Below are 12787 nucleotides of genomic sequence, written 5' to 3' on the forward strand. Positions count from 1 at the left end.
CGATCTGCGCCACGGGCTTGCGTCATCCTGGCTGCACCCCTAAAGCGCCGCGCTCAGGAGCCGTCCGGCGCGGGCGTCTTGGTCGGCGGATGCAGGGCGTCCTGCACCATCTCGCGGATGTGAGCGTAGTCGGGTTCGTGCTCGTCGACCCCGAACTCGGGCGTCAGCTCGATCTGAGTGACCTGCTGCTCCTTGGCCTTCATCACCAGACCGAAGAACTCGGGCAGCTTGTCCTGCGGCAGGTCGGTCTCGACGAGCGCCGTGCCGGCCGCCGCGATCTCGTTGAAGCGGCTCGCGACGTTCTCCGGAGTGAACTGCTCGAGGATCGCGATCTGCAGCTGACGCTGGCGCTTCATGCGGTCCCAGTCGCTGGTGGTGTAGCGCGACCGGGCGTACCACTGCGCCGTGTCGCCGTCCATGTGCTGCTTGCCGGGCTCGATCCAGCCGGTCGCCCACTCCGAGGCGGGACGGTCGGTGTCGCCGGGGCCGCCGCCCTTGGGCAGCCGCTTCGCGACCTCGATGTCGACGCCGCCCAGGGCGTCGATCAGCTCGGCGAACGCGTCCATGTCGACGAAGACGTAGTACGGGATCTCGATGCCGAGCACACCCTCGGCGGCGTCCTTGGTGGCCTCGATCCCCGGCGCGGAGTCGTGCTGTGCGGCATCCGGATAGAGAGACGCGCCCTGGTCCTCGCGGCAGACCTCTGCGGCGTTGCGGACGTGGTTCATCCAGCCATTCCAGCCGCAGGTGCGGGAGTCGTGGCCCTCGAACCCGTCCGGGTACAGCTGCTGCATCGGGCTGCCGTCGCTGAACGGCGCGTGGGGCAGCTCGCGCGGGATGCCGGTGATCGTCACGGCACCGGAGTCGGCGTTCACCGACACGACCGAGATGCTGTCGAAGCGCATCGAGTCGCGGCCGTCGCCGCTGTCGGCGCCGAGCAGGAGGATGTTGTAGTAGCCGTCGCTGGGCGGCAGGCTCGGGCCGCCGCCGCCGAAGATGCTGCCGATCGCGCCGCGACTGGACGCGGCGACGGTGGATCCGTAGACGGCGCCGGATGCCGCGAGCGAGAGCACGAGGACGGCTGCGACCGGCAGCGTCCACCGCGAGATCGACGGCACCTTCACCAGCCGGACCAGGCGCAGGGTGTCGACGGTGAGCACGATCCAGAGGATCGCGTAGCCGATCAGCAGCACCTGCACGAGGGTGAGCACGAACCATGACAGGGGTCCGACGGCGAGCCACACCAGTGCACTGCGGCCGAACAGCGCGAGCCCCGCCGCGATGAGCAGCAGGAGCCATCCGAGCAGTGTCGCCCCGAGTCCGAAGCGTCCGAGTCGACGGTTGCCGGCGAGCACCTGCGCGGAGCCGGGGATGAGCGCGTTGAGCACCACGAGCCACCATCCGCGCCGCCCCATCGTCGCCTCGTCGGCGCTGTCGGGGTGCCGCAGCGGGCGCGTCTCGATGAGCGGCCGCCCGCCTCGCGCGGGAGCGTGCGGGGCGGCCAAGGTCACAGGGAGTCCTTCAGCCGCTGGTTCTTCTGCTCGACCTGGCTCTCGAGCTCTGCCGCGTACGCTTCCACGCGGTCGGCGAGGTCCGCGTCGGAGGTGCCCAGAATCCGAGCCGCGAGGATGCCGGCGTTGCGCGCCCCGCCGATCGACACGGTGGCCACGGGGATGCCCGCCGGCATCTGCACGATCGACAGCAGCGAGTCCATGCCGTCGAGGTATGCGAGCGGCACGGGCACGCCGATGACCGGCAGCGCGGTCATCGAGGCCAGCATGCCCGGCAGATGCGCTGCTCCCCCGGCGCCGGCGATGATCACCCGGATGCCGCGGCCGCGGGCCTCCCGGGCGTAGCTCATGAGCTTGTCGGGCGTGCGGTGCGCCGAGACGACCTCGACCTCGTGCGGGATGCCGAAGTCGGTGAGCGCCTGAGAGGCGTCGCTCATCACCCGCCAGTCGGAGTCGGATCCCATCACGACGCCGACCAGGGGCGAGCTCGAGGAGTGCAGTGGCTCAGTCACCATGACAGGTTACGCGGCGCCGCTGAGAGAAGGTCGCAGCGGCACGCGCCACCGCGACACGCGCCGCACCGGGTCAGAGGAACAGCGCCGCGGCGGCGCGGGCGGTGTAGGTGACGTCGACGAGATCGTCGCCCGACACGTTCACGTGGCCCACCTTGCGCCCGGGCCGCGGCGCCTTGCCGTAGGTGTGGATCTTCGCGTCGGGGTACTCCTCCATGGCCGAGGCGAACCGGTCGGCGAGGGCGCCGTCGGCGGGGCCGCCGAGGATGTTGATCATCACCGTCCACGGCTGCCGCGGCTCGGGACTTCCGAGCGGGAGATCGGCGACGGCACGCAGGTGCTGCTCGAACTGTCCTGTCACCGCGCCGTCCTGGCTCCAGTGCCCGCTGTTATGCGGACGCATGGCCAGCTCGTTGACGAGGATCCTCTCGTCGTCGGTCTCGAAGAGCTCGACGGCCAGCATCCCGGTCACGCCGATGCCCTCGGCGATCCGGCGGCCGATCTGCTCGGCCATCTCGACGAGCCGCTCGGTCGCGGCGGGGGCCGGAGCGATGACCTCGGCGCACACGCCGTCGCGCTGCACGGTCTCGACGACCGGATAGGAGACCATCTCGCCGCTGGGACGTCGAGCGATCTGCTGTGCCAGCTCGCGGCGGAACGACACCAGCTCCTCGACGAGCAGGGCATCGCCGGCTGCCGCGTCGAACCAGTCGGTGGCCTCCGAACCGACGCGCACCACGCGCACGCCCTTGCCGTCGTAGCCGCCTCGCGGCGTCTTCACGACCGCGCCGCCGCCGTGCTCGTCGATGAAGCGCTGCAGCTCGTCGGCGTCGCGCACCGCGGCCCAGTCGGGCTGGGGCACGTCGAGCTCGGCGAGACGAGCGCGCATGACCAGCTTGTCCTGTGCGTACTGCAGAGCGTCCGGGCCCGGGTGCACCTGAGCGCCATCTGCCACGAGGGCGCGGAGGACCTCCTGCGGGACGTGCTCGTGGTCGAACGTGATCACATCGACGTCGCGTGCGAACGCGCGGACGGTCTCCGCGTCGCGGTAGTCGCCGACGGCGGTCGCGGCGAGCGAGGCGGACATGCCCTCGTCTTCGGCGAGCACCCGGATGTCGAGTCCGAGCTCGACCGCCGGGGCGATCATCATCCGAGCCAGCTGTCCTCCGCCGATCACACCCACGCGCACGGTCATGCAGCGCCCCTTTCGTCGCCTCCATTCTCGCGCACTCCGACGCGGACGCGAGACGGCGTGTGCTCAGAAGCCCTGGCCGGAGATCTGCGCGTCGCGGTGAGCGAGGATCTGGTTCACCTCGACCTGGTCTGCGAGCACTTCGTGCACGAGGTTGACCATGGGCACGTTCTGCAGCCGCATCGGCTCGTCGACGCCGTTGCTCAGTGTGATCGTCCCGGCACCCCAGAGCCGCTGCAGGGGCCCTCGGCGAACGCTGATCGAGTAGCCGCGCGTGTGCGACAGCTCCCGCCGGTGCCGCGAGCCGAGACCCTCCCGGACGATGACGCGACGTGTGGTGATCGTGCAGGTGCGCGAGAGCCAGAACAGGAACGGCAGCACCACGAGCAGCAGCACGACGATCCCTGCAGCTGCCAGCAGCATCCAGTTCTCGAAGGGAGCGGGCAGGTTGTCGTAAAGGTAGGCCGTGGCACCGGCGGTCGCGATGAGCAGCACGGCCGGCCAGAACAGCCGCCGCGCATGGCTGCGGAAGCGCGCCACGAGCAGCTCTTCGACGGGCGCACCCGGCGGCGGCATGTTCGGCCGACCGCCGAGAGTCACGGGCTGGGTCACGTCTCCATTGTGCCCGCGACCGCCTGCCTGCGCGGCAGGCGTGCCGGGCGCGTCGGGTCAGACCGGGTGCGTCGGTCAGACCGGGCGGGCCGGATCGCTCCTCGAACGTCGCATCAGGCGAGTCGGGCGTGCACGACGTCTCCGGATGCGATGGCGCGCACGGTTCCCTCGACATCGACCAGCAGGCATCCGTCGTCCTGCAGCCCCGTCGCGCGCCCGTGCAGCATCTCGCCGCCCGGAAGCGTGACCTCGACGTCGCGGCCGATGCTGAGGCAGCGCTGCTGCGCCTCGGCGTGCAGGCCGGATGCCACGGCATCGCCGCTCGCGGTGAGACCCGCGACCCGTGCCTCCAGGCCCGACAGGTGATCGGCCAGCAGCCGGTCGACGTCGACGGGAGCCCCGAGAGCTGCGAAGGACGTCGCCGACGGCACCGGCAGCTCGCTCTCGGTCATGGCCGTGTTGACGCCCGTCCCGACGATGACGCCGTGCGGCGTCACCTCCGCGAGGATCCCGCAGATCTTGCGCCCGTCGACGAGCACGTCGTTGGGCCACTTCAGTCCGACAGCGCGGCCCGGGAGCTGCGCCGCGACGGCATCCGTCATCGCCACCCCGGCCGCCAGCGGGATCCATCCCCATCGATCGATGTCGGCCGGCAGATCGCGCAGCAGGACCGATACGGCGAGCGCCGAACCCGCCGGCGCCGTCCAGGTGCGCCCCAGGCGACCCCGCCCCGCTGTCTGCGCGTCGGTGAGCAGGACGGCCAGATGCCCCAGCCGCTCCCCCGCCTCGGCGCGCCGGCGCAGCTCGGCGTTGGTCGAGTCGCACGTGTCGAGCACGATGAGCGGATCAGCGAGCGCGCGGGCACGCGACAGCTGCATCAGTCGTCGTCCTCGTCGGAATCGCTCTCGTCGTCTGCGCTGTCGTCGCCGGCATCCGCACTGCGCGCGTGCCAGTCATCCCACTTCTGCATGAGCTGCTCGATGGCGCCGTGGAACTTCGCGGTGGCCGCCCCGGGTGTCGTGTCGCCGAAGTAGTGCGTCACCCAGGTGCGCAGGCGCGCGACCGCCTCCTCGTCGGCGGCGACGCGCTCGACCTCTGCGACGATGTCGGCGGCTCCGGCGACGGTGAGCCATTCGCAGGCCGAGAGGTAGCCGGTGGTGTCGATGGAGGCCCGCTCGTCGGCGGGACGGGTGATCAGCAACGGCTTGCCGGCGGCGAGCCGGTCGTACACCATCGCCGAGATGTCGACGACGGCCACATCCGCGGCGGCGAGCTGCCACCCGAGCTCCGGTCCGTCGTCGTGCACGTGCTGGGCGCCGGGGTTGGCGGCGTTCGCCTCGGCGATCGCGGTCAGGATGCGCCGGTGCGCGGCCCCGTACTCCTCGTTCACCACGCCGCTGCGCGGGTGCGGGCGGTAGATCACCCGGTGGCGGCCGGTGGCGAGCAGTCGGCCCACGAGCGTCTCGCCGTGCGAGGCGATCGACCCGTAGTGCGCCGAGGGGCGGTCGCCCTCCCAGGTGGGCGCGTACAGCACCACTCTGCGCTCGTCGGGGGTGTACGGGAGCGTTCCGGAGTAGTGGTCGGCCTGCGGGCGCCCGATCTCGATCGTCCGCGCGTCGAGGTCGTAGTCCCACAGCGTGCGGCTGAGCCGCTCGCGCGCCGCCTGACCGGCGATCAGCGCGTAGTCGTACGCCTTGTACTGGTTGGTGGTCATGTACATCTTGTCGGACTCGCCGTGGTTGATGAACACGTGCCAGCGGCGCCCGTAGCGGAACATCTGGAAGTTGCGCGTGTTCTGGTTCACGTAGAGCACGACGCGGATGTCCTGCGTCGCGATGAACCTCTCGAGGTCCCGCACGGTGGGCACGAACGCGACCGGGGGCGCATCCTCCTGCAACAGCTGCTCGGCTCCGGTCGCACTGCGCGAGAGCACCACGACGGGCCAGCGTCCGGCCAGCTCGGCGAGCGGGCGGTACCACTGACGCATCTGGTACATATTGACGGCGCCGTCGGCGAAGTACACCGCGACGCGGTAGTGGTGATGCGGATGCGGTCCCTGCGCGGCGAGCCGCCGACGCACCCGCTGCACCGCCGAGCGCGACGCGAGTGCCTTCTTCAGCAGTCGATACGCCTTCTTCCCGTCCGAGACCACACCCATCCCTCCAGGATACCGGGCACTGTGCGGCCGCTCAGGTGCCGGGATACGCGGGTGCCTGCTCCCAGAGCCGGTCGATGGCGGCCTCGAAACGCGCGGTCGCCGCTCCCGGCGAGGTGTCGCCGAAGTACCGGGCCGACCAGCGGCGCAGCCGCGCGACGGCGTCGGCATCGACGAGCACACGGTCGATCTCCGCGACCCCCTCGGCCGAGACGTCCTCCGCGCGCAGCCACTCGCAGGCGGAGAGGTATCCGCTCTCGTCGATCTTCGCCTCCCGGCTCGCCGGGCGCGTCACCAGCAGCGGTCGCCCGGTGGCGAGGCGGTCGTAGATCATCGCCGACACATCCAGCACGGCGACATCCGCGGCTGTCAGCTGCCAGCCGATCTCGGGTCCGTCATCGTGCACGTGGTGGGCAGCGGCGTCGGCCGCGTTCGCCGTGGCCAGCAGGGACACGATCCGCTGGTGGGCGGCGCGGTACGCGTCGTCGATCACACCGGTTCTCGGGTGCGGACGGTAGATCACGCGATGCCGCCCGGTCGCCACCAGCGCCTCGACGAGCGCGACGCCGTGCGTGCGCACCGAGCCGTAGGCCATCGATTCCCGGTCTCCCTCCCACGTGGGTGCGTAGAGCACCACGGTGCGCTCGTCGGGCTCGAACGGCGGGTCTCCTTCGAAGTGGTCGGCCTGGGGTCGGCCGATCATCGTCGTGCGGGTGTCGACGTCGTAGTCCCACAGCGCGTCGGCGAGCCGGTCGCGCGCAGCCTCGCCGGCGATGAGGGCGTGGTCATACGCCTTGTACTGGTTGCTGGTCATGTAGACCTTGTCGGATTCGCCGTGGTTGATGAACACGTGCAGGCGCCGGCCGTAGCGGAACATCTGGAAGTTGCGCGTGTTCTGATTCACGTAGAGGACGATCCTGATGTCCTGCTCGGCGAGGAACGCCTCGAGTTCGGGGATCTCGGGCAGGAAGGCGACCGGGAGGGCGTCGTCCTGCAGCAGCGCGAGGGCGCCCAGCGGCGATCGGGAGATGACGACGACCGGATGCCGGTCGGCGAGCCGCCTCAGGGGCCGGTACCACTGCCTGATCTGGTACATGTTCACATCGGTGTCGGCGAAGTACACGGCGATCTGGAAGTGCCGGGCGGGCAGGGCTGGTCGCTGGGTGAGCAGTGCGCCCGTGCTCCGCCTCGCGGCGCCGAGGCGCAGGGCGCGTCGCACCAGCCGATAGGCCTTCTGCGCGTCGTGGATCACGTCCATCCGCGGACGCTATCGAGCCAACCTCCGAATCGTCCGAACCGGCCGCCGGAGCGCGCATGACATGATCGACACGTGCACGAAGACGACAGGATCACCTCCGCCGGCGTCTCGTTCGTGATGCCCGTGCTGAACGAGCGTGCGTATCTCGAGCACGCCGTGCGCTCGGTGCTGGAGCAGGACGTCGACGGTCCGACCGAGCTGGTCCTGGCTCTCGGCCCCTCCAGCGACGGCACGACCGAGCTGGCCGAGCGCCTCGCCGCGGACGACCCGCGGATCCTGCTCGTCGGGAATCCGGCGGCGCACATCCCGGTGGGTCTGAACGCCGCCATCCGCGCGAGCAGCCACCCGACGATCATCCGCGTCGACGCGCATTCGGAGCTGGCTCCGGGGTACGCCCGCCGTGCGCTCGAGACGCTGCAGCGCACCGGCGCGGCGAACGTGGGCGGCATCATGCGCGCCGATGGCCGCACGCCCTTCCAGCGCGCGGTTGCACGCCTGTACAACTCCCCGGTCGGTCTCGGCGGCGGCGCGTATCACGGCAGCGAGCACGAGGGCGAGGCGGAGTCGGCGTATCTGGGCGTCATGCGCCGGGAGGTGATCGATCAGGTCGGTCTGTTCGACGAGACGATCCGCCGCGGCGAGGACTGGGAGCTGAACCTGCGCATCCGGCAGGCCGGTCATCTCGTCTGGTTCGACCCCGCCCTGTCCGTCACCTATTGGCCGCGCGAGAGCTGGTCGCGACTTGCTCGGCAGTTCCGCGCCACCGGCGCCTGGCGCGGTGAGCTGGTGCGCCGCTTCGGACGCAGCAACGGCCTGCGCTTCTTCGCGCCGCCCGCACTCGTGATCGTGACGGCGGTCGCTCTGCTCACGGGCATCCTGCAGCTCGCCGGAGTGCTGCGCGGCGTTGCCGCGCTGATCGCATCGGTGATCTACCTGCCGCTGATCGCGTACGCCCTGCTCGTCATCGGAGTCGGCCTCGTGAGCCCCGGTGGGGTGCGTCAGCGCCTGTGGACGATGGCCGTGCTGCCCACCATGCACTTCTCGTGGGGTCTCGGCTTCATCGGCGGTGCGCTGCGTGGCGCACGCGACACCGTCGACGCGTCGCGTCTGGGCTCCCGCAACACCCCGCTGCCGTAGCCGTCAGGCTGCTCCCCGGCCGGTCAGGCCGTCAGCCAGCCCTGATCCAGGATGCGCGAGACGACCCGGTCGGCCGCCTGTCCGTCGTCACGGCGGTTGAACTGCGAGCGCCACGCGGCGTATCGCTCGCCATACGCCTCACTCACCTCGAGGTCATCGAGCGCGCGCACCAGATCGTCCTGACTGTGCACCAGCGGTCCCGGTGCCCGCTCGGCGAGATCGAAGTAGAAGCCGCGCAGCTGACCGCGATAGTGCGCGAGGTCGGGGACGAGGAAGAACATCGGCCGGCCGGTGACGCTGAAGTCGAACATCACCGACGAGTAGTCGGTGACGAGCACATCGGCGATGAGCAGCAGCCGCGCCGTCTCCGGGTAGCCGGTGACGTCGATGACCCGCGCGCCCGCGTGGTCTCGGCCCGGTCGGATGGTGCGCGAGTGACCACGCACCAGCACGACGGAGTCGGTCTGCTCGGCGAGAAGCTGCGGGTCGACGAAGTCGACCATCTCGGCGCGGTCGTCTCGCCAGGTCGGGGCGTACAGGATCACCCGCTCGTCTGCGCCGATGCCGAGCGCCTCGCGCACCGGGGTGGGGTCGCCGTTCACGAGCACGTCGTTGCGCGGGTATCCCTCGACCCAGATCGGCTTGCCGAAGAACGCGTACGCCTTCTTGAGGATGCGCGCGGCGTACGGGTTCTGCGCCAGAAGGACATCCCACCGGCGGGACTCCTTCACCACCGCCGCCATACGGCGCGGGTCGAAGCCGGGGCGGTGCAGCGCGAGCCTCTTCAGGGGGGTGCCGTGCCAGGTCTGCAGCACGATCTGCCCGGGCTTGCGCACGAACCGACGGCGCAGCCAGTCGTTGACGACCAGGAGGCGGGACTCGGCGCGGGCGCGCCACCATTCCGGGCCGTTCTCGACGACCGCGACGGCACCCTCGGGCACCTCCACCGACAGATCGGTGACGCTCCAGTACCGGGTCACCGACGGCGCCCGCTGGGCGAGCACCCGGTCGAGCGCCCGCGGGTTGCAGCCGGAGGTCTGTCCGTAGAAGCTCTCGAAGAACACGGCGTTCTCACCCGCGCCGATCTGCGAGGCGTAGCGCTGCTCGAGGGTGCGCTGTCCTTCGGCGGTCTCGTAGATCGGCGCGATGGGCGGGGCGATCACCGCGCGGGCGCCGCGCATCTCGATGCGCAGACCCGACAGCAGGGTCGGCTCGAGGTCGACCCCGTCGAGGTCGATGCCGTCGACCGTCACCTCGTACTCGCCCGCCGGCAGCGGCAGCTCGGCTCCGCCCCAGCGGGAGACCCGCAGCGGCAGGGTGGCCTTCCACGTCTTCCCGCCGCCGGTCATCCTCGCCTTCACGCGGGCGCGCGGGCCGACGAGGTCGGCGGATGCGGGGCGCGCCCCGGCACCCGAGATGATCAGCGTCTGCGCCTGCTCATCGATGCGAGCGGTGGTCATCGTGCTCCCTTCGGCGCGGGTACGCCCCGCGCGCGGATGGCCTGGTAGACGCGGCGGGCGTTGCGCCCGTCGCGGTGAGCGTGCATGTGGGCGCTGAGCTCGGCGGAGCGCTCCGAGCGCTCCGCCCGCACGGCGTCGTCGGAGAGCACCGCGTCGAGCTGTGCGAGCGCCGTCTCCCAGTCGGGCGCGTTGTCGTCGCCCGCGACGTCGGAGTACTTGCCGTAGAAGCCGCGCTCGCGGGCGTACTGCTCGGCATCGGGCGCAAGGTACACGACCGGCATCGCGAGCAGACCGACGTCGTACGCCATCGACGAGTAGTCGGTGATCAGCACGTCGACGCGGGGCAGGGCGGGTGTCACGTCCGCCAGCAGATCGGAGTTCAGCATCCGGACCCGTCCGCTCGACCACGGCGGCGAGTAGGCGCCTTCGCCGAGCGGGTGCGAGCGGATGAAGAGGATCGCGTCGTGCTTCTCGAGCAGTCGCACGATCTCGACCCACTGCGCGGCGGTGGGGATCGCGGGATCAGCCGCGCCGTCGCGCCAGGTCGGGGCGTACAGCAGCACTCGCTGGGCGGCGAGCAGCGGACCGGTGCGGGTGAGCAGCGTGGCGGCGTTCTGCCGTCGCTGCTCGCGGGTGCCCTGCGAGAGGACGTCGACCCGGGGCTCCCCCGTCACGATGACGCGGTCATCATCGAGCCCGAAGGCCGACTCCAGCCGTCCGCGCGAGCGATGCGAGGCCGCGGGCAGCACCTGGATGCGCTGCGCCGCCCTCCGATACAGCACCGTGAGCAGCCGGCGCAGCACGACGGCGCCGGGCACGCCCGGCGGCACCTGTGCGGTGACCGGCGAATCGAGTCCGATGCGCTTGAGCGGGATGCCGTGCCAGAGCTGCACGACGAAGGCGTCGCTGCTGCCGTAGCGGTTCACATCTCCCAGCCCGTGTGTGACGACGACGACCCCGGCCCGGATCGTCGCCCACCAGCCGCGCAGTCCGTCGCGCGGAACGGTGCGGATGCCCAGCGCCTTCGCGTCATCGGCATCCCGGGTCGAGCGGGCCAGCCACAGCACCCGATGGCCCTTCTGCTCGGCGACCCGGTACAGGGCCAGGGCTCCGTCGCCGATGCCGGCTCCGCAGCCGAACACCCATCTGTCGCTGCGAGGGATGACCAGCGCGGCGATGCGTCCGACGGCATACAGCGGGATCCGGAGCAGCTTCGCCGCGTTTCCGGTGCCGAAAGAGAAGGACGCCACCCCGCGAGCCTATCGCGGGGTGGCGTCCTGACCGGGGAGCGGGCTGGGTACCGCTCAGAGCTTCAGCTCGCCGAGCGTCACCTCGGCTTCGTAGGTCTTGCCCGAGCGCACATAGCTCAGCGTCGCGTCGCTGCCGGCGGCCGCCGCACGCACCTGCGCGGTGAGGTCGCTGGCTCCGGTGATCGGCACGCCGTTGAACTCGGTCACGATGTCGCCGCGCTTGAGACCGGCCTCGGCGGCGGCGCCACCCTGCGTCGGAGTGTCGATCACCGCGCCGGCGACCGACGCGCCCTGCACGCTCGACGCGTCGCGCACCGTGGCGCCCAGCAGACCGTGCGTCGCGGCGCCGTCGGCGATGATCTCGTCCGCGACACGCTGGGCGATGTTCGACGGAATGGCGAAGCCGAGGCCGATGGAGCCCGCCTCGCTCGACGACGAGCCGCCGGCCGTCGCGATGGCCACGTTGATGCCGATCAGGCTGCCCTTGCTGTCGACGAGCGCGCCGCCGGAGTTGCCCGGGTTGATCGCGGCGTCGGTCTGGATCACCGCGATCGAGATCGACTGCTTCGCCGGCTGCTGGCCCATGCCGGGGATGTCGAACTGGAACGGGTTGCCGCTGTCGCCCTGCTCGCCCTCGCTGTCGGGCTGCTGCGTGGCGTTGTCGGGGAGTGCAGACGACGCGACCTCGATGCTGCGGTTCAGCGCGCTGACGATTCCCGTGGTCACGGAGTTCGACAGGCCCAGGGGCGCGCCCACCGCGACGGCGGTGTCTCCCACGTTGAGCTTGCCGGAATCGGCGAACTCGATCGGAGTGAGGTCCTTCGCGCCCTCGAGCTTGATGACCGCGAGGTCGTAGATCGGGTCGGTGCCGACGACGCTCGCCTGATAGATGCGCCCGTCGGAGGTGGTGACCCTGATCGTCGGATCGGCCGCGGCACCGCCGAGGGTGACGACGTGCGTGTTGGTGAGCACATGACCCTGCTTGTCGAGGATGACCCCGGATCCGCTGCCCGACTCGTTGGAGCCGGCGACCTCGATGGTGACCACCGACGGCAGCACCTCGCTGGCGATCGCGGTGGTCTCGTTGACCGACCCCGGGTTGTTCACGGTGACGCTCTGCGGACCGGTCGCGGACTGCGAGGCGGGACGGTCGAACACCGCCGTGCCCAGCGCGCTGCCGCCGAACCCGGCGACCCCGCCGACGAGAGCGGCGGCGAGGATGAGACCGGCGAGCCGCACCGGTCCGCCGCTCCTCTTCTGCCCGTCGCCGTTCGCGGCGCCCGCCGTGGTCGACGGAGGGGCGGTCAGGGTCGGGTCGAGCGTCAGCGTGGGCTGGTCGGCCGAGGGGTGCGATCCCATCGGACGCGGAGGCAGCGGCTGACCCGGCTGCGGCTGACCGGCAGGCGCTCCGTGCCCGAAGGACGCCCCGGGCTGACCGTGTGCGCTGGACTGGGGGTGGCCACCCTGCCGGGGCTGCGTGCCCTGCGGGGGCTGGCCGCCGGGCTGCGCCGGAGCAGCCGGGGGCATGCCGTACTGCGGTGAGACGCCGGGCTGCGGCGGAACCGGGGGCTGCCACGGCGCCTGCTCGGAGCCGAAGGGCGCGGGGGTGTGCTGACCGGGCGTGCCGGACGGCGGGGTCTGAGCCGATGCCTCGGAGTTCGAGGGCTGGTCGGGGGTGCTGTTCTCGTTCATCTTCTGCT

Annotated in this window: 11 protein-coding genes; 1 reads left to right on the forward strand and 10 read right to left on the reverse strand. The window is 71.1% G+C overall.

Going from position 1 to position 12787, the window contains the following annotated elements; genetic code table 11:
* Positions 1-53 precede the first annotated feature (53 nt).
* From V2S04_RS04730 to V2S04_RS04760, 7 genes are all read right to left on the reverse strand, one after another.
* Positions 54-1511 (reverse strand): LCP family protein, encoded by a 1458-nt coding sequence (locus V2S04_RS04730; RefSeq protein WP_413637303.1) that lies wholly within the window; start codon positions 1509-1511, stop codon positions 54-56.
* Positions 1508-1975, reverse strand: coding sequence for a 5-(carboxyamino)imidazole ribonucleotide mutase (gene purE, locus V2S04_RS04735; RefSeq protein WP_099195441.1), 468 nt, complete (start codon positions 1973-1975; stop codon positions 1508-1510). The genes V2S04_RS04730 and purE overlap by 4 nt, the downstream gene beginning before the upstream one ends.
* A 121-nt stretch (positions 1976-2096) precedes the next feature.
* A complete protein-coding gene (locus tag V2S04_RS04740; protein WP_413637304.1) occupies positions 2097-3218 on the reverse strand; it encodes a 5-(carboxyamino)imidazole ribonucleotide synthase in 1122 nt (373 codons plus the stop codon).
* Between the two features lie 63 nt (positions 3219-3281).
* A complete protein-coding gene (locus tag V2S04_RS04745; RefSeq protein WP_413637305.1) occupies positions 3282-3827 on the reverse strand; it encodes a PH domain-containing protein in 546 nt (181 codons plus the stop codon).
* A 113-nt stretch (positions 3828-3940) separates the two neighbouring features.
* Positions 3941-4705 carry a biotin--[acetyl-CoA-carboxylase] ligase gene (locus V2S04_RS04750; RefSeq protein WP_413637306.1) on the reverse strand — a complete coding sequence of 255 codons (765 nt, stop codon included), beginning with the start codon at positions 4703-4705 and terminating at the stop codon, positions 3941-3943.
* Positions 4705-5985 (reverse strand): CDP-glycerol glycerophosphotransferase family protein, encoded by a 1281-nt coding sequence (locus V2S04_RS04755; RefSeq protein ID WP_413637307.1) that lies wholly within the window; start codon positions 5983-5985, stop codon positions 4705-4707. Before V2S04_RS04755 ends, V2S04_RS04750 begins: the two co-directional genes overlap by 1 nt.
* Before the next feature lie 31 nt (positions 5986-6016).
* Entirely contained in the window at positions 6017-7240 is a 1224-nt protein-coding gene (locus V2S04_RS04760) for a hypothetical protein (protein ID WP_413637308.1), read from the reverse strand.
* Positions 7241-7357: 117 nt separating this feature from the next.
* On the opposite strand from V2S04_RS04760, the gene V2S04_RS04765 reads away from it, so the two are divergent.
* Entirely contained in the window at positions 7358-8377 is a 1020-nt protein-coding gene (locus V2S04_RS04765) for a glycosyltransferase family 2 protein (protein WP_413638097.1), read from the forward strand.
* A 23-nt stretch (positions 8378-8400) separates the two neighbouring features.
* Here V2S04_RS04765 and V2S04_RS04770 read toward each other — a convergent pair whose 3' ends face one another.
* The 3 genes from V2S04_RS04770 to V2S04_RS04780 are packed head-to-tail and all read right to left on the reverse strand — an operon-like array spanning position 8401 to position 12779.
* The gene (locus tag V2S04_RS04770) at positions 8401-9837 is read right to left on the reverse strand and encodes a CDP-glycerol glycerophosphotransferase family protein (RefSeq protein WP_413637309.1); all 1437 of its coding nucleotides are present in this window, start codon (positions 9835-9837) and stop codon (positions 8401-8403) included.
* Positions 9834-11087, reverse strand: coding sequence for a CDP-glycerol glycerophosphotransferase family protein (locus tag V2S04_RS04775; RefSeq protein WP_413637310.1), 1254 nt, complete (start codon positions 11085-11087; stop codon positions 9834-9836). Before V2S04_RS04775 ends, V2S04_RS04770 begins: the two co-directional genes overlap by 4 nt.
* Before the next feature lie 54 nt (positions 11088-11141).
* Positions 11142-12779: a trypsin-like peptidase domain-containing protein gene (locus tag V2S04_RS04780; protein ID WP_413637311.1), complete on the reverse strand. Its 1638-nt coding sequence runs from the start codon at positions 12777-12779 to the stop codon at positions 11142-11144.
* Between the last annotated feature and the right edge of the window lie 8 nt (positions 12780-12787).

This window comes from Microbacterium sp. OR21, assembly GCF_047306785.1.
Lineage (GTDB): Bacteria > Actinomycetota > Actinomycetes > Actinomycetales > Microbacteriaceae > Microbacterium > Microbacterium esteraromaticum_E.

Bases quoted from the DNA above. Each gene is read 5' to 3' on its own strand.
- purE (WP_099195441.1), bottom strand. From the start codon at position 1,975: ATGGGATCCGACTCCGACTGGCGGGTGATGAGCGACGCCTCTCAGGCG.
- V2S04_RS04740 (WP_413637304.1), bottom strand. From the start codon at position 3,218: ATGACCGTGCGCGTGGGTGTGATCGGCGGAGGACAGCTGGCTCGGATG.
- V2S04_RS04750 (WP_413637306.1), bottom strand. From the start codon at position 4,705: ATGCAGCTGTCGCGTGCCCGCGCGCTCGCTGATCCGCTCATCGTGCTC.
- V2S04_RS04755 (WP_413637307.1), bottom strand. From the start codon at position 5,985: ATGGGTGTGGTCTCGGACGGGAAGAAGGCGTATCGACTGCTGAAGAAG.
- V2S04_RS04760 (WP_413637308.1), bottom strand. From the start codon at position 7,240: ATGGACGTGATCCACGACGCGCAGAAGGCCTATCGGCTGGTGCGACGC.
- V2S04_RS04765 (WP_413638097.1), top strand. From the start codon at position 7,358: ATGCCCGTGCTGAACGAGCGTGCGTATCTCGAGCACGCCGTGCGCTCG.
- V2S04_RS04770 (WP_413637309.1), bottom strand. From the start codon at position 9,837: ATGACCACCGCTCGCATCGATGAGCAGGCGCAGACGCTGATCATCTCG.
- V2S04_RS04780 (WP_413637311.1), bottom strand. From the start codon at position 12,779: ATGAACGAGAACAGCACCCCCGACCAGCCCTCGAACTCCGAGGCATCG.